This is a genomic window from Thermoactinospora rubra, assembly GCF_002093975.1.
GTDB lineage: Bacteria > Actinomycetota > Actinomycetes > Streptosporangiales > Streptosporangiaceae > Nonomuraea > Nonomuraea rubra_A.
In genome coordinates, this window is sequence record NZ_KZ084324.1 from 112,869 (window position 1) to 127,592 (window position 14,724).

The 14,724-nt window shown below is 69.9% G+C and carries 23 protein-coding genes and 1 tRNA gene; 10 read left to right on the top strand and 14 right to left on the bottom strand.

From position 1 onward, the window contains the following. Positions 1–3: 3 nt before the first annotated feature. The 4 genes from BSB02_RS00540 to upp form a co-directional block, all read right to left on the bottom strand. Positions 4–537 carry a PH domain-containing protein gene (locus tag BSB02_RS00540; RefSeq protein WP_084955440.1) on the bottom strand — a complete coding sequence of 178 codons (534 nt, stop codon included), beginning with the start codon at positions 535–537 and terminating at the stop codon, positions 4–6. After that, positions 534–692, bottom strand: a complete 159-nt coding sequence (locus tag BSB02_RS40995; protein WP_169729332.1) for a hypothetical protein — start codon at positions 690–692, stop codon at positions 534–536. Before BSB02_RS40995 ends, BSB02_RS00540 begins: the two co-directional genes overlap by 4 nt. A gap of 106 nt (positions 693–798) precedes the next feature. Next, positions 799–1,023, bottom strand: coding sequence for a hypothetical protein (locus tag BSB02_RS00545; protein ID WP_084955442.1), 225 nt, complete (start codon positions 1,021–1,023; stop codon positions 799–801). A gap of 95 nt (positions 1,024–1,118) precedes the next feature. Beyond that, a complete protein-coding gene (gene upp, locus BSB02_RS00550; RefSeq protein WP_084955444.1) occupies positions 1,119–1,757 on the bottom strand; it encodes a uracil phosphoribosyltransferase in 639 nt (212 codons plus the stop codon). A gap of 125 nt (positions 1,758–1,882) precedes the next feature. Between upp and BSB02_RS00555 the strand changes: the two genes are divergently transcribed. The 4 genes from BSB02_RS00555 to BSB02_RS00570 all read left to right on the top strand — a co-directional run bounded on the left by BSB02_RS00555 (position 1,883) and on the right by BSB02_RS00570 (position 3,457). After that, positions 1,883–2,389, top strand: a complete 507-nt coding sequence (locus BSB02_RS00555) for a tRNA adenosine deaminase-associated protein (protein WP_143590108.1) — start codon at positions 1,883–1,885, stop codon at positions 2,387–2,389. Between the two features lie 16 nt (positions 2,390–2,405). Next, on the top strand, positions 2,406–2,885 hold the full coding sequence (locus BSB02_RS00560) for a tRNA adenosine deaminase-associated protein (protein WP_084955446.1): 480 nt from the start codon (positions 2,406–2,408) through the stop codon (positions 2,883–2,885). A gap of 10 nt (positions 2,886–2,895) precedes the next feature. Beyond that, a complete protein-coding gene (gene tadA, locus BSB02_RS00565) occupies positions 2,896–3,357 on the top strand; it encodes a tRNA adenosine(34) deaminase TadA (RefSeq protein WP_206184451.1) in 462 nt (153 codons plus the stop codon). Between the two features lie 10 nt (positions 3,358–3,367). After that, positions 3,368–3,457 (top strand) — tRNA-Ser (locus BSB02_RS00570). 244 nt (positions 3,458–3,701) lie between these two features. On the opposite strand, the gene BSB02_RS00575 is transcribed toward BSB02_RS00570, so the two are convergent. Next, positions 3,702–4,418 carry a GntR family transcriptional regulator gene (locus tag BSB02_RS00575; RefSeq protein ID WP_084955448.1) on the bottom strand — a complete coding sequence of 239 codons (717 nt, stop codon included), beginning with the start codon at positions 4,416–4,418 and terminating at the stop codon, positions 3,702–3,704. A gap of 15 nt (positions 4,419–4,433) precedes the next feature. Beyond that, complete coding sequence (locus BSB02_RS00580; RefSeq protein ID WP_084955449.1) at positions 4,434–4,976, bottom strand: GntR family transcriptional regulator; 543 nt, start codon at positions 4,974–4,976, stop codon at positions 4,434–4,436. A gap of 559 nt (positions 4,977–5,535) precedes the next feature. Between BSB02_RS00580 and BSB02_RS00585 the strand changes: the two genes are divergently transcribed. Genes BSB02_RS00585 through BSB02_RS00600 form a run of 4 tightly spaced genes read left to right on the top strand, consistent with a single transcriptional unit; the run spans position 5,536 to position 7,193 of the window. Beyond that, positions 5,536–6,327, top strand: a complete 792-nt coding sequence (locus tag BSB02_RS00585) for a hypothetical protein (protein ID WP_084955451.1) — start codon at positions 5,536–5,538, stop codon at positions 6,325–6,327. Next, positions 6,327–6,569, top strand: a complete 243-nt coding sequence (locus tag BSB02_RS00590; protein ID WP_143590109.1) for a hypothetical protein — start codon at positions 6,327–6,329, stop codon at positions 6,567–6,569. The genes BSB02_RS00585 and BSB02_RS00590 overlap by 1 nt, the downstream gene beginning before the upstream one ends. After that, the gene (locus tag BSB02_RS00595; protein ID WP_084955455.1) at positions 6,566–6,925 is read left to right on the top strand and encodes a DUF397 domain-containing protein; all 360 of its coding nucleotides are present in this window, start codon (positions 6,566–6,568) and stop codon (positions 6,923–6,925) included. The genes BSB02_RS00590 and BSB02_RS00595 overlap by 4 nt, the downstream gene beginning before the upstream one ends. Positions 6,926–6,968: 43 nt before the next feature. Then, positions 6,969–7,193, top strand: a complete 225-nt coding sequence (locus BSB02_RS00600; RefSeq protein WP_084955457.1) for a hypothetical protein — start codon at positions 6,969–6,971, stop codon at positions 7,191–7,193. Positions 7,194–7,485: 292 nt separating this feature from the next. Here BSB02_RS00600 and BSB02_RS00605 read toward each other — a convergent pair whose 3' ends face one another. The 3 genes from BSB02_RS00605 to BSB02_RS40425 all read right to left on the bottom strand — a co-directional run bounded on the left by BSB02_RS00605 (position 7,486) and on the right by BSB02_RS40425 (position 8,571). After that, a complete protein-coding gene (locus BSB02_RS00605) occupies positions 7,486–7,803 on the bottom strand; it encodes a hypothetical protein (RefSeq protein WP_084955459.1) in 318 nt (105 codons plus the stop codon). Continuing rightward, positions 7,800–8,039: a hypothetical protein gene (locus BSB02_RS00610; protein WP_084955461.1), complete on the bottom strand. Its 240-nt coding sequence runs from the start codon at positions 8,037–8,039 to the stop codon at positions 7,800–7,802. The genes BSB02_RS00605 and BSB02_RS00610 overlap by 4 nt, the downstream gene beginning before the upstream one ends. A gap of 73 nt (positions 8,040–8,112) precedes the next feature. Further along, a complete protein-coding gene (locus BSB02_RS40425) occupies positions 8,113–8,571 on the bottom strand; it encodes a hypothetical protein (protein ID WP_158088526.1) in 459 nt (152 codons plus the stop codon). Positions 8,572–8,669: 98 nt separating this feature from the next. Here BSB02_RS40425 and BSB02_RS00620 point away from each other — a divergent pair, with 98 nt between their 5' ends. Next, positions 8,670–9,644 carry an aldo/keto reductase gene (locus tag BSB02_RS00620; protein WP_084955465.1) on the top strand — a complete coding sequence of 325 codons (975 nt, stop codon included), beginning with the start codon at positions 8,670–8,672 and terminating at the stop codon, positions 9,642–9,644. Positions 9,645–9,795: 151 nt separating this feature from the next. Here the strand turns inward: BSB02_RS00620 and BSB02_RS00625 are convergent, their stop codons facing one another. Together BSB02_RS00625 and ypfJ are read right to left on the bottom strand one after the other, a co-directional pair. Further along, a complete protein-coding gene (locus BSB02_RS00625) occupies positions 9,796–10,092 on the bottom strand; it encodes a type II toxin-antitoxin system VapB family antitoxin (RefSeq protein WP_084955467.1) in 297 nt (98 codons plus the stop codon). Between the two features lie 69 nt (positions 10,093–10,161). Further along, positions 10,162–10,968, bottom strand: coding sequence for a KPN_02809 family neutral zinc metallopeptidase (gene ypfJ, locus BSB02_RS00630; RefSeq protein WP_084955468.1), 807 nt, complete (start codon positions 10,966–10,968; stop codon positions 10,162–10,164). Positions 10,969–11,102: 134 nt separating this feature from the next. Between ypfJ and BSB02_RS00635 the strand changes: the two genes are divergently transcribed. Then, positions 11,103–11,744 (top strand): LysE family translocator, encoded by a 642-nt coding sequence (locus BSB02_RS00635; RefSeq protein WP_084955470.1) that lies wholly within the window; start codon positions 11,103–11,105, stop codon positions 11,742–11,744. 4 nt (positions 11,745–11,748) lie between these two features. On the opposite strand, the gene BSB02_RS00640 is transcribed toward BSB02_RS00635, so the two are convergent. From BSB02_RS00640 to BSB02_RS00650, 3 genes are read right to left on the bottom strand one after another with little or no spacing between them, the layout of a single operon-like run. Next, on the bottom strand, positions 11,749–12,504 hold the full coding sequence (locus BSB02_RS00640; protein ID WP_084955472.1) for a class I SAM-dependent DNA methyltransferase: 756 nt from the start codon (positions 12,502–12,504) through the stop codon (positions 11,749–11,751). Further along, positions 12,501–13,775: an MFS transporter gene (locus BSB02_RS00645; RefSeq protein WP_240506079.1), complete on the bottom strand. Its 1,275-nt coding sequence runs from the start codon at positions 13,773–13,775 to the stop codon at positions 12,501–12,503. Before BSB02_RS00645 ends, BSB02_RS00640 begins: the two co-directional genes overlap by 4 nt. Continuing rightward, positions 13,742–14,668 (bottom strand): alanine racemase, encoded by a 927-nt coding sequence (locus BSB02_RS00650; protein WP_084955474.1) that lies wholly within the window; start codon positions 14,666–14,668, stop codon positions 13,742–13,744. Before BSB02_RS00650 ends, BSB02_RS00645 begins: the two co-directional genes overlap by 34 nt. Positions 14,669–14,724 lie beyond the last annotated feature (56 nt).

Consider the following 14,724-nt stretch of genomic DNA (forward strand, 5'->3'; position numbering starts at 1 on the left):
GGATTAATCATCACCCTTGTCTTCGCCCGGGAATAGCATCGCGCACACCTCGAGATACAGCGTTTCGGGGTAGGGGATGTACCGCACGGTTGACAGGGCCTGATCCTGGCCGGCCGACTCCAGGATGAACTCTCCGTAGCCGAGCATGCGTCCCATGAGGGAGCGCTGGAAGCTCATGTCGGTGACCTTGGTCAGCGGCATCATCGCCACCTTGCGCGTGATGAGCCCGGTGGTGAGCAGGATGCGCTTGGAGGTCACGACGAAGTAGTCGACCGACCACTCCGCCACCTTCCAGACGAAGCGGATGAGCACCAGCAGCCACAGCCACCACACCACCACGAGCGCGGTGTTGCTGTTCTCGCTGCCGCTCAGCAGCCTGCTCAGCAGCCCGGCGATGATCAGGCCGCCGAGGACCTCGGCGACCGGGCGCAGCAGTACGGCCGGATGCCGCCGGACCATGATGTGTTGCGTTTCGTGGGGGAGGAGGTAGCGGTTGACCGACGACGGAGCAGCGTCCCCGTGGGTCACAAGTCTCATGCGAGGCTGGTCACAAATTGAGCTAGTGAGTCAGCGGCGTTGAACACTGTGTCGACCGCGCCACGGACGGCGTCGGCCGCCTCCGTTGGTCGCGCGAAGAGGAAGTACGCCACGAAGGCGATGCCTCCCCACCTCAGCCACTTCTTGACCTGCACTGTCGCCTCCGTGCCACATACCCACTCCACCCGACGAATACATTACCCACCCGGCAGGCCGGGTAAAGCGTAACTGCGCCGGACGGTTCCGATCTTCTTTGCCGAGTCAGCCGCGCTCGCTCGCGACGAGCGCGAGGACGTGAAGGTGCTTACGTGCGATCCGCTCCACGAGTCCCGGGTGCGCGTAGCCGGTGACCTCGAGCGCGCCGTAATGCGCCGCCTCGACACAGCGGGTGACCGTGGACGCCGAGTGCACGCCCGCGAACTCCTCGCGCAGCGCGGACTCAACTTCGGCGTACGGGCTCGGCTCCGCTTCCATCCGCTCGCTCATACCGGTTCCCCTAGGAGATGACTTCCTTACCCTTCGTACCCGGACACACACAGTATGTAACGAAGGCGCGAGCTTTGGCGATGGAAAAGGATTACTCAGACGACACCATAGAGCCGGTCTCCGGCGTCGCCCAGCCCGGGGACGATGTAGCCCTGCTCGTTCAGCCGCTCGTCCAGCGCGGCCGTCACCACCCGGATCGGCCGCCCGGAGTCGGCGAACTGCTTGTCCAGGTAGGCCAGGCCCTCCGGCGCGGCCAGCAGGCAGATGGCCGTCACGTCGTCCGCGCCGCGGTCGAAGAGGAAGCGGATCGCGGCGGCGAGCGTGCCGCCGGTGGCGAGCATGGGGTCCAGCACGTAGCACTGGCGGCCGGACAGGTCGTCCGGCAGGCGCGTGGCGTACGTCTCGGCCTGCAGCGTCTCCTCGTTGCGGATCATGCCGAGAAAGCCGACCTCCGCCGTGGGCAGAAGCCTCGTCATGCCGTCGAGCATCCCCAGACCGGCCCGCAGGATCGGCACGACCAGCGGCTTGGGTGCGGCCAGCCGTACCCCGTGGGCGGGGGCGACCGGGGTCCGCACGGTCACCGGTGTGATCCGGACGTCGCGCGTGGCCTCGTACGCCAGCAGCGTCACCAGTTCGTCCGCCAGCCGGCGGAACGTCGGAGAGTCGGTGCCGACGTCACGTAGAGTCGTCAGCTTGTGCGCCACAAGGGGATGATCGACGACAAGGGTCTCCATAAGGGACAACGCTATCTTGTGGGCAGGCCACCGGCACCGGGGCGGCTCGCTTTTGATCACAATTTGGCGGGACCGGCCGACACCGCGTGGCCGAGTCTGAAACGATGCGCAGTGGGGGTGGGCTGATGACTGACGAGGACGCCTTGGACTTCGCCATCGTGGTCTACCGCGAGGATGCGTGCTGGGACGCCGAGGTGCTGCCGGTCGCCCTGACCTCCGACCTGCAAGGGCTCATCCACGCCCTCAAGCAGCAACCCAGCGAGAGCGGCACCATCGGCCTGGTGGCCGTGGGTGACGAGTTCTTCGTGGCGCTGCGGGTCGTGGGCGACAAGGTGAGCGTCTTTTTGTCCGACATCGCCGCGGCGCTCGACTACCCGCTCGCGCAACAGGTGCTGGAGTACCTCGACGTGCCGATCCCCGACGAGGAGGAGCTCGACGAGATCCTCGACGAGGACACGGTGCTGCCCGCCGGGGATCTGTCGATCTTCGTCGACCTCGGGTTGGATGAGATGGAGCTGGGCATCCTCTCCGGTGACATCGACCTTCACCCCGAGGACGTGCTGTCCAGCATCGCCGCGCGGCTCGGCTTCTCCGAGCCGTTCGAACGTGCAATCGACTCCGTTTTCGGCTGATCCGGGAGCTTCGGCCATGCCCTCCAGCGCTACCTTCGCCGCCGCTTTCGTCAGGACGCCCGACGGCTGGTCCGGCGCCGAGGTCGACTTGAGCGCCGCGGAGATCGTCGACGACCTCGGTGACGCCGTGACCGAGGCCCTCGGGCTGACCGGGGACGAGCTGGCCCTGCTGTGCGTGGAGGTGGAGGACGAGTGGTTCGCCATCGTCCGCTACTCCGGCGACGAGGAGCCCAGGGTCTTCCTGTCCGACGCGCACGCCGTCAGTCCCGACTCGCTCGGCGAGCTGTTCGCCGAGTTCGCCGGCGTGGTCCCCGACAAGGAGGCGGGCGACCTGGGCGTACGGCCGGCGGGCGACCTCGACCTGCTCGCCGACCTCGGGATGACCGCCGACGAGCTGCTGGAGCTCAGCATGGAGGAGGGCGTGCTGCCCGCCGACATCCTGTCGGTGATCGCCGAGAAGCTCGGCTTCGCCGACGAGCTCGACCGCCTGCGGTGACCTCCCGGGCATGAGTTCCGCGTACGGCGAGGCGATGCGGCTGGCGCTGGCGCAGGCGCGGCTGGCCGCCGAACGCGGCGAGGTGCCGGTGGGCGCGGTCGTCCTCGGGGAGGGCGGCGAGGTCCTCGCCGCGGCTGGCAACGACCGGGAGGCCACCGCCGACCCCACCGCCCACGCCGAGGTGCTGGCCCTCCGCGCGGCCGCGCGTGCCCGCGGCGCCTGGCGGCTCGGCGGCTGCACGCTGGTCGTCACGCTGGAGCCGTGCACGATGTGCGCGGGCGCCGCCGTACTGGCCAGGGTCGACAGGATCGTGTACGGCGCGGCGGACGACAAGGGCGGCGCGGTCGGATCGCTGTGGGACGTGGTGCGCGACCGGCGGCTCAACCATCGGCCCGAGGTGGTGGCGGGTGTGCTGGCGGAGGAATGCGGTGCGGTGCTTAAAGAGTTCTTCGCATCTCGCCGCATCCGGTAAGCTGCTCGACGGTGGTGTCGCCTAGTGGCCGATGGCGCGCGCCTCGAAAGCGCGTAAGGGGGCAACTCCTTCGAGGGTTCAAATCCCTCCACCACCGCCACGTCGGTAGGGCCTCTGACCTGTGGATCCACAGGTCAGAGGCCCTACTGCTCCCAAGATCATGGGGGCATACGGTCCCGTCGTGATCGGCTTCGGCCCACTCCGGCGGCGGGAGAGAGGCAGCCGTCCTCCAGCTTGTGCTGGGGAAACTCCTTGGCGGTCCAGGCGTGTGCGAGGTCATGTGTGGCCGTCGTGTCTCAACGGTGACCCGGCGCCAAGACCGGAGGCTGTACGGCTGCGCCCGGTCACTCGACTGGCTGCTCGTACGAGAGCTCGTACAGATGCCCGCCCTTGATCAGGATGGACACTTCGACGGGCCGGTCGGCATCGCTGTAGATCACGCGGAACTGACGAAACACCGGCACATCGGGTGGGAGATCGAGCTCTCTAACCTCCACCTCGGTGGGCTGACGGACAGAGATGCGATCCGTGAACCGTCGCTGCGGGAACCCAAGATCGGCGAGCACCTTCGGCGCACCACCCCGGATCTTCCGGCTGCCGGCTAGAGCACTGCCCGCGGCGATGCTCGCCGGATAGTACGACCATGACAGCTCGACAGGTTCACCGTCGTGTAGCAAGAGACGGTGGCGTACGACGGCTCGCTCATCGCCGTGAGGCACAAATATCGCCGCTACGTCGCTTGGCGGCACGCCCTCGCGGACGTCCAGCAACTCGTACTCATAGCCGTGTGGCCCGGGCAACTTGTAGGCGCGTACTTCGACGACGAAGGGTTGCCTTTCGCGGACATAGACGCCTTTGCCTGGGTGGCCACGTACGAATCCCTCGTCCTTGAGCGCCTTGAGGGCGCGCTGGATGGTCGCGTTCGCTGCGTTGAACCGGTCGACCAGCTGGGCGGTGGACGGGAGCTGCTCGCCGGCCTTCAACTCGCCAGCCATGATCTGCGCGCGCAGTTCGGCCGCGATCTGCTGGTGTCGGGGGCGGGAGTCCAGCCGCTTGGCCACGGTGGCGTTGTCTCCTTATTGGATGATCGTCTTGTATCGCACTTCGCGATCTTGGGCGATCATCGTCATGACATCGGCTTGGACCGGCGTTCCATCGCTAGTGCGAAGCACGCGGTTGAGAACGAGTACCCAGTCGCCGGGCTCAAGCCCGAAGAGCTCTCGCTCTTCCTGACTCGCGGGTCGGGCGGATACGCCCTCTTCCACGCTGTGCGCAGCATAGCCGAGCTCCTTGAGCAGCGTGATCGCGCCTCCACGGATCTTCCGCGTCTCGGCCAAACCGGTGCCCCGGGCGATCGTGGCCGGGTAGTACGAGTCAGCCAGCTCTGTAGGTTGCTCGTCGACCAGAACAAGACGTCGGCGGACCACGGCTGTCTCGCCTTCGCTCAGACCGAGCGCTACAGCGACACGCCTGGGCGGCTGGACCTCCTCGACTGCCAGCAGGCGATGCGTGCCTACGTGGCCGTGCCGGGCGGCTTCGTGGGCCCACGCCTCCGGCTCTCCTGGGCGTCGAGGCCGCACGTATGGTTCGGAAACGCTTACCCAGCCTGCCTCTGTCATGCGTTCCCTCCCGGACCGAGAGACCGTTCAGCAGTCACCGTACCTGCTCATCTCCATCCCGGATCGGCCCGGATTCAGTCCACAGATCTGATACAGGTATTGTTACCTTTCGCGAATGGCAGTAAGGTTTCCTCGTCTGTCCATCAGATGCTCCACCTGCACGAGCCCTGAGACTCGGCCTACAACCGAAACGGGCCCGGTAGGCGCTAGCGACGCCGTACCGAGCCCTTGATCGCACGTCGGAGGTGCGACCCGTGGACAACCCTAGACGCGAAGGCAGCCGGTCGGTTACAGCCGCGCGCCGATGCGAGATACCTGCTCCGGGAAGTAGCCGGAGTTGCCTCGACTACCTGGCCGCGGGCTGGATCCACGCGGCCGACTCGTGCCCCACTCGCAGCGCGGTCCTGCTGCTCGCGCTCGTCGAGGCCAGCTCTGAGCCGTTGTCATGGCATCGAGAGTTCCTTACGCGCGCCGCCCGCGCGGCGGATCCTATGCCGCACCGCGCGGTCCAAGACCTGGCTTCCGTGCTGGCCGCCACCGATAGTGCAGGGGGTCAGGCATGACCGCCACGCTGCTGGCCGACGTCGACCTCGAGCCGTCCTACGGGCAATGCTTCTCCACCGAGCGCCCGCCGTTGCCCCTCGGCTGCGCGGTGTGCGGCCACGCGCCGTACGAGCACGGCGAGACCGGCTGCGGCGCGGTGGCGCCTCACAAGTACCGCACTCCGGACGCCGAGCAGGTCGCGGCGCGGTGGGACCTGCTGAGCGCCGCCGGAATCTGGGGCAGGCGCATGCCCGCCGTCGACTGGTTTCCGCCCGTGATGTGCGCCCCGGCCTTCGAGAACGCCGCCGACGAACAGCCCGTCGAGGAGCCCGTCTCCGGCGACGTCGTCGAGCTGCCGATGGCTCCCGGCGGGGAGGAGCCGCGCTGGCAGCTCTACCCGGATGGGTGGGATGCGGGCTTCGAGCCCGATCTCGACGATGACGATGACGAGGTGGCGGAGTCGCTCGCCATCCCCCGGTTGCCGGATCTGATCGCAGCCCGGCCGACGGCACGGGAACCGGTGACGGCGAGGGCGCGATCGACGTCGCCGTTGGCGGCCGCCTGCCGTACCGCGTCGGCCTGGCTCAACCTGCGGACCGAACTGCGCCCGCATCGGCCGCCGAGGCGGCAGGCGCGTGCCGTCTCGCGAAGAGCGGTATGCCGCCGCCCGCTTTCCTCGCGCTCGACCGCCGATATGGGCTGGACGGCCTCAAGGCCGGCGACTCGGCGAGAACGGCCACCGTGCGGGGCAGGACGACCACCGGACGGCAGCACTCCTCGTCTTCGTGACCCCGTGGGGGTGGCGTGATGGCCGTCGAAGACCACGTCATGCTCACGATCGAGCAGGCGGGCTCTAAGGACCCAGAGCCGCAGGTGCTCGCCAAGCTACGCGCGGAGTATCCCGAGTGGAAGATCCGGACTGAGACCGGCATCTGGTGCGCCACAGGGCCGTGCCCGCTGCTCGCCTGCGGATGCACGCGCACGCTCCATGCGCCCGACCTTGAAGGGCTTGGCGTGCAGCTGCGCGGCTGCGCGAGGAGAGACCGATGATGGACCCCATCCTTCGTCGCGGCTGGTTGCGGTACAGCTCCTCGCAGGGCAACTGCCTGGAGGTCACGCGGGATCATCTGCGCGGGCGCATCCGGGTGCGGGAGAAGACCAACCCCACCAACGCCGCGTTGCTGGATCCACGGGCGTGGGCAGAATTCCTGGACAAGGCGAAGAACGGCTCGATCCCCGTTGAGAGGTACCACGAGGGCAGGGTCGTCGTGGTGATCATCAGGGATGAGTGGGTGTCTCCCCGTGGCCCGCGCACCCACCGCATCCTGACGACGCAGGCCTCGGTGGATGCCTTCCGCGAAGGCGCCAGGGCCAGCGCCTTCGACCACCTGCCGGGGATGGTCTGATGCGGCTGCGAGCGCTACAGGCGCAGACGGGTCAGGAGGATGCATGATCCGAGGCCGTCTGGTGCTGGCCATCACGGGCATGGGTCCGTACTGTCTGGTGGCCTGGACCGAGGACCTGCGCCCCGGCCAGCGAGCGACCGCCCTGTGCACCGAGGAGGCGGTTGTGTACTCGCTGGGTGGAGAGCTGGTGGTGGCCCATCTCGGCGATCCGATCCATCCCGCCTGCAGGAAGGCGGCAGGAGCTCGGCTGCGTCTTCCTGCCCCATAGACCGGCACGGCGGCGAGCGCCCCGTCCGCGGCTTTCGACGACCGGCCGCGGATGGCCCCGAGTCGGGACACCGCCCCCTGCGACGACTACGAGACCGCCAAGCGGTTCGAGAGCGCCGTCGACACTCCCGGTAGCGAGGAGCCCGGCAGGGGCGCCAGCCTTCGAGGAGGATGACCACGCCGCGCTGGAGGCCGCGAGGCAGACGGGACCGGACGGCAAAGTCCCGCGCAACAGGGGCGACTCAGCTGGAGCGAGAAGCCATGTTCCTACGCACGCCCGATGGACTACTCACTCAGGCGGACTGCAACAGATGGACGCTGTCCTCCTCCGACAGACCCGCCGCGCGCAGCTGCCGGACGACGGCTCCGGCGTCGGCCAGCGCGTCGGCTGAGACCCCGGGCAGGTCGTAGACGTACTTGACGGTGATCGGGTGATCGGTAGGAAGGTCGAGCACGAAATGCTTGACCCCCTCGATTTCCTCACGGAGTTCGGCCAGCGTCTCAGCGGTCACGCCACCACCGGCAGGAGCATCCGGGAACGTGGCGCCCCAGACCGCGTGGCCGGAGTCGAGCGCCTGGCCACGAGTGATCTTGGCGAGCAGTGTGGTCATTGCAGCCAGTCCTTTCCGAAGATGTGCTCCAGCTTACGTTCGAGGTCGGCGATGACATCGGGATTGAGATGGCGTGTGGGGAGGATGGCGCGCCCGATGTTGATGTGAGCCTGGTCCCAGATCAGTAGCAGCAGCGCCGAGGACCTGGGGCTGGACTCGGCCAGCTCAACCCGCAGCCCCTTGTCGCGTGCAAGCTGGAAGATCCGGTCGCGGATCTCGGGATAGGCGCTCAGCACGCCGTCACGGTAGCCAGAGGCGCCGACAATCTTCGCTGATTCGCCAAGGCGAGACCTACTCGGACTCGTTTGCTTACGACCACGGGAGAGTCTTCGGAATGCCAGGGCGGTTGGCGCATGCGCCCGCGACGCCGAGGAGCGGCCCGAACAGCAGGCTCACCGCCGCCCACTGGCGGATCTCCGGCCAGTACATGTCGAAGGGGGCGTTCTCGAGCAGGGAGTCCATGCCGTAGTGCGCCATGAGCGCCGCGACGAGGGCCGCCACGCCACCGGCGGCGGCTCTCGCCCACGCCCTGCCGTTGCGCGAGCTGCGCAGGTCGACCGCCCAACCGACGATCACCGCCAGCGCCGCCCAGGACCAGCCGAGGTCCACCAGCAGGCTGGCCCACTGCGCGATCTCCCCCACCCACGCCCAGCCCGACCGGGCGACGGGCTCGCCGAGCGTCCCGTAGGGGGAGGACACGTCGTTGACCAGCGACGTCGAGGCGCCGGAGCATGCGCCGGAGGTGGCCGCGCCCAACACCGCCTTCACGGTCATTTCTCGGTGATCGCCTTTCGGGGTTCGGGTCCGGGGAATGATCTCACGAGGCGGGCACGCGGTACTGTGAGCGCTGACGGAGGGGGCCGATCGTGGAGCAGCGCGTACTGGGCAGGACAGGCAGGACCGTCGGCGTGGTGGGGCTCGGCACCTGGCAGCTGGGGGCCGACTGGGGCGAGGTGAGCGAGCGCGAGGCCCTCGCCACCCTGGAGGCCGCGGTCGACGCCGGTGTGACGTTCCTGGACACCGCCGACGTGTACGGCGACGGCCGCAGCGAGCAGATCATCGGCAAGCTGCTCGCGAGGCGTTCCGGGCTGACCGTGGCGACCAAGATGGGCCGGCGCGCGCCGCTGGACCCCGCGCTGTACACGCTGGAGAACTTCCGCGCCTGGACCGGCCGCTCGCGCGCCAACCTCGGCGTCGACACGATCGACCTGGTCCAGCTGCACTGCCCGCCCACGGCGGTGTACTCCGACGACGCCGTCTACGACGCACTCGACACGCTGGTCGCGGAGGGCGTCATCGCGGCGTACGGCGTGAGCGTGGAGACGTGCGACGAGGCGCTCACCGCGATCGCCCGGCCCAACGTCGCCACCGTGCAGATCATCCTCAACGCCTTCCGACTCAAGCCGCTGGAGCGGGTCCTGCCCGCGGCCAGGCAGGCCGGGGTCGGGATCATCGCCAGGGTGCCGCTGGCCAGCGGCCTGCTGTCGGGCAAGTACGACGAGCACACGACGTTCCCGGACGACGACCACCGGACCTACAACCGGGAAGGCCAGGCCTTCGACGTCGGGGAGACGTTCTCGGGCGTCGACTTCCGCACCGGCCTGGAGGCGGTACGGCGGCTGCGTCCCCACGTGCCCGAGGGGCTGACGATGGCGCAGTTCGCGCTGCGCTGGGTGATCGACCAGCCGGGGGTGAGCGTGGTGATCCCGGGCGCGCGCAACCCGGGACAGGCCAGGGCGAACACCGAGCTCGGAGACCGGCCGCTGCCGCCCGGGGCGCTGCGTGCCGTACAGGAGGTCTACGACGAGCTGATCCGGCCGCAGGTGCACCACCGCTGGTGACCGGCTCGTGACCTTCGGCGGTGACACTGGGCGGCATGCGAATGCTGGCGCTCGCCGTCGAAGACGCAGGAGCAGCGGCTGAGGGCGGACGCCTGGAACGCGCAAGAGGGGCCCCGCCCCCCGGGCGGCCGGCCCCTCTCCCGATGAGGCGTCAGTTGGGCAGTTCGAGCACCCGGGCGTGGAGGATGGACCGCTGGTGCAGCGCCGCACGCAGGGCCCGGTGGAGGCCGTCCTCCAGGTAGAGCTCGCCGCGCCACTGCACGACGTGGGGGAACAGGTCGCCGTAGAAGGTGGAATCGGCGGCGAGCAGCGAGTGCAGGTCGAGCATGGCCTTCGTCGTGATCAACGAGTCCAGCCTGACCTGCCTCGGCGGTATCTGGGCCCACTCCCGGTTCGTCAGCCCGTGCTCGGGATACGGACGTCCATCGCCGACCAACTTAAAAATCACCTCATCGAGTTTAGGAGACAATCCGTTACTCCGCTCTCACTCCTCTCAGGAGGGCCCTCGGGGGATCTTTCAGCAGGCGTTGGGGTCGCCGGTCTCGTAGCCGGTGCGGAAGGCCTTGACGCGCTGCTCGGAGGAGCCGTGCGTGAAGGACTCGGGGTCCACCCTGCCCTGGGTGCGCTGCTGGATCCGGTCGTCGCCGACGGCCGCCGCGGCGTCGATGGCCTGGGCGATTTCGTCCTGGGTGAAGGGCTTTTCGTAGAAGTTCGTCTCGACGGCGTTGTTCGCCCACACGCCCGCGTAGCAGTCGGCCTGGAGCTCGGTCTGTACGGAGTTGCCCGACCGCAGCGCGCCGGTGAGGTTCTGGACGTGGTGACCGTACTCGTGGGCGATCACGTAGGCTTGGGCGAACGGCCCGCCCCTGGCGCCGAACTGCGACTGGAGCTGGTCGAAGAAGCCGAGGTCGAGGTAGACGTGCCGGTCGGCCGGGCAGTAGAACGGGCCTACCGCCGAGCTGGCCGAGCCGCAGCCGGTCTGGACGCCGCCGGTGAACAGCGTGGTCTTGGCGGGCTGGTAGCCGTCGACGGTCTGTCCCCAGTACGCCTGGATGCTGTTGACCACGCCGACGACGCGGCACTTCTCCGACTGGTCGGCGTCGCGTCCGGTCTTGCATTGCTGCCTGAGGTCGGAGGTCGGCTGGAGCCCGGCCGGCTGCTCTCCGCCGCCTCCGCCGATGTTGCCCAGGACCAGGGCGATGATGAGCGCGATGATGCCCGTGATGCCGCCGCCGATGGCGATGCCGCCGCCCGGGAAGCCCCTGCGCCCGCCGACGTCCTCCACCTGTGATGTATCGAGTTCAGCCTGATCCCTGAAGTCCATGGCCGACGTCCTTTCTCGGGATGCCTCCCCTGCTTCCCGAAAAGGCCGCCGAGATGCCGCCGGCGCCTTCCACCTGTCAGGAGAGCACCATGGGCCACCAAATGCTACGGAAAGTGGTCGGATACGCTTGAGCGATGATCGGCGGATTGATCGGTATTGCCCTGGTCTCGCTGGGCATGGTGCTGACCCCGGGGCCCAACATGATCTACCTGGTCTCCCGGTCGATCACGCAGGGCCGGCGCGCCGGGCTGATCTCGTTGTCGGGCGTGTTCATGGGCTTTTCCATCTATCTGCTCGCCACCTGTCTCGGCCTGACGGCGATCTTCGCGCTCGTGCCGGCGGCGTACACGGCGCTCAAGCTGGCGGGCGCCGCCTACCTGATGTGGCTGGCGTGGAAGACGATCAGGCCGGGCGGCGCCTCGGCGTTCGAGCCCAGGCAGCTGGAGCCCGTCTCCTCGCGCCGGCTGTTCTCCATGGGGTTGCTGACCTGCCTGCTCAACCCCAAGATCGCGATTCTCTACATGTCGCTGCTGCCGCAGTTCGTGGACCCGCACGCGGGCAGCGTCCTGCTGCAGAGCCTGGCCCTGGGATCGGTGCAGATCCTCGTCGGCACCACCGTCAACGGGCTGATCGCGGTCTCGGCGGGCACGCTGGCCGCCTTCCTGGCCGCCCGCCCGGCGTGGCTGCGCGTCCAGCGGTACGTGACCGGCACCGTCCTGGGCGGCATGGCCGTCCACATGGCGACCGACCGGTCCAAGGCCCTCGCTGCAACCTGATCAGTCAGCGTGCGGGCTTCCGGGCGACCACGTAGACGCGCGGCAGCGAGTCCGGAACCTCGGCCAGCGGCGTGAGGAGGTCGTCCGGAGCCGCGACGTAGACGTCGCTCCAGCCGATCTCCGCCATGTCCTTCAGCGTCCGGTCGAGGTCGACGACGATGTTCCGCATCGTGGTCTCGAACCGGTCGTAGCGTCCGTCCTCCGCGCGCACCACGCCGGAGATGCGGTAGAACCCCACTCCCTCGTCCTCGTTGAGCGCGCCACGGAAGATCAGCATCGCCTCCTCGGTGTCGCGGACGGTCAGCTGGTTCATGCCGCGCAGGCCCTTGCGCGTGGCCAGGTCGAAGGCGAACAGCCCGCCGGGGGAGACCGCGCGGAAGGCGCAGCGCAGGTAGGCGGCGATCTGGCCGGCGTCGCGTAGGTGGTTCGGGATGTCGTAGGTCGAGATCGCGAAAGGGAAGGCGTCGTCGAGCTCGAAGTCGGTGGCGTCGCCCTGGCGCAGCTCCACGCCGTCACCCAGCCGTACCCGGGCGCGGGCCAGCATCGCCGCCGACCGGTCCAGCCCGGTGACGCGGAAGCCCGCGCCGAGGAAGCGCTCGGCCACGATGCCGGTGCCGCAGCCGATGTCCAGCAGCCGCCGCGGACCCGGCGGGCGCACGGCCTCGTGCAGCCGCAGCAGGGCCGTCGCCGCCCGCGCCGGGTAAGGGTGCCAGAACGTGTCGTAGGCCTGCGCGAACCCCTCGACGTACGACTCTTTCACGGTTGGGCTCCTTCGTCGTCCGCGGTCAGATCCCGTACGGCCGGCAGCGCCAGCACGGCGAGGCCGGCGACGATCATCATCGAGCCGAGCACGAGCAGGGTCGGCTGCGGCCCCAGGCCGTGGGCCGCCCATCCGGCGGCCATCACGCCCACGGGCTGGAGCGAGTGGGCGACCAGGTGCTCGTAGGAGTTGACGCGCGACAGCGACTCCTGCGGCACCTCGCGCTGGACCGTGGTCTCCCACAGCACGCCGAAGACGTCGAGCGCCACCCCGGAGGCGAACGCCGCGACGGCCGTCACCGCGAGCGGCGCGCCCAGGCCCAGCGTCAGCAACGGCAGGGCGAGGAACGGCGTGGCCAGCAACGCGGCGGCGACCGGTCGGCGGGGCCGCAGCCGCAGGGCGACCGCCACCCCGGCCATCATGCCGAGCGCGTAACCGGTCATGACCGCCGACCAGGCCACCGGCCCGCCCAGCCGCTCGCGCGCCACCACCGGGCCGAGCATGCCGAACCCCGCCGTCGACGCGACGTTGATGAACGCGGCGGCCGCCACGGTCGACCACAGCCACGGGCGGCTCGTGAACTCCCGCCAGCCGCGGCCGAGGTCGCCGATCACCGAACGGCTCCGCGTACGGGCCGCCGGGGGCAGGCGCACGAGCCCGAGCAGCGCGGCGGCGAGGAAGTACGTGGCGGCGTCGAGCGCCAGGGCGACCCCCGGGCCGAGGAGCGCCACCGTGGCCCCGGCCCCGGCCAGGCCGGCGACGCGCGCGGCGTTCGCGCCCAGGCGCAGGCAGCCGTTGGCCTGCTGGAGCCGGTCGCGTCCCGCCGCCTCGGCGACCGCCCCGCTCAGCGAGGGCAGCAGCAGGGCGCTCGCCGTACCGGAGACGAAGGCGCATGCGGCCAGCGCGGGCAGCGGCGCCCAGCCGGACAGGAGCATCGCGGCCAGGCCCGCGTAGGCCAGCCCGGACAGCAGCTCGGCGGCGACGAGCACGCGGTAGCGGGGGAAGCGGTCGCCGACGACGCCGCCGAAGAGCAGAAGCGCCAGCTGCGGGACCGTCTGGGCGGCCAGGACGGCCGACAGCGTGGCGGGGGTCGCGCCGGGCAGGGCGAGCACGCCGAAGGCGATGGCGATGGGACCGAAGGCGTTGCCCAGCACCGAGACGGTCCGCCCGGCGAACAGCAGCCAGAACCTGGGCGGCAGCCCGGTCACGGTCGCGGCAGGCCTCGTGGCGGGCGCGGTCACCCGCGGTCCGGTCTGGCCAGCGGGCGCCACACGTCCACGACCTCGCCGCCGTCCACCACCGTGATCTCGACGTCCTGCACGGCCAGGCGCTTGGCCAGCGGGCACACGTGGGCGGGCAGCAGCCGTTCCCCGTCGCGCACCGCGACCGTCTCCGGATCCCAGGGCTGGGCGCACCCGTCGAGCAGGGCGGCGTCGGCCACGCTGATCGCCACGTCGGCCGGCCCGCAGTACCCGGCCGCGGCCAGGCCGCCGTCGAGCGTCGCGTACGCGCCTGCGGTGATCTCGGTGATGCCCGGTACGGCCAGCGCTCCGGCGGCCGTGGGGGTGCCGCCCGCGCACACCGTGGGGCACGGGATGCCCTCCGCGCGGATGGCCTCGGCGACCTCGACGAGGCGGACCGCGTGGCGCCTGCCGTACTCGACGCGGTCTTCGATGTCCTCCCACGTCGCGGGGGCGCTGTAGCCGGAGACGCCGTCGAGCCGTACGCCGGGGGTCTTCTCGATGAGCCTGGCCAGGGGGAGGACCGCGTCGGCCGGCGTGTGGCGCAGGTCGATGCGCAGGCCGATCTCGACGCCGTGCCGGGCGGCGGTGCTCGCGACGCCGGCGACCGTCTCGGCGTCGTCGACGTGGACGGCGAAGCTCCGCAGCTCGGCGGCGGCCCTGGCGTACAGCGGCCGGCGCCACTCCTCGCGCCACGGCCACGACAGGACCACGTCCGCCGCGTCGCCCAGGGCGAGCCCGGCGTTGACGGTCTGGACCGACACGCCGACGGCGCCGGCCTCCAGCTGCAGGCGGGAGAGCTCGATGGTGCGGTGCGCCTTGGTGTGGGCGCGTACGGCGACGCCGGCCTCGGCGGCGGCCGCGTGGAAGCGCCGGATGTTCGCCCTCGTGCGGCCGAGGTCGACCGTCACCCTCGCGGACACCGCGCCCCCTTCGCCGTGAACCGTCACATGGGAGAGGCGACGCGCCAGACGCCGCG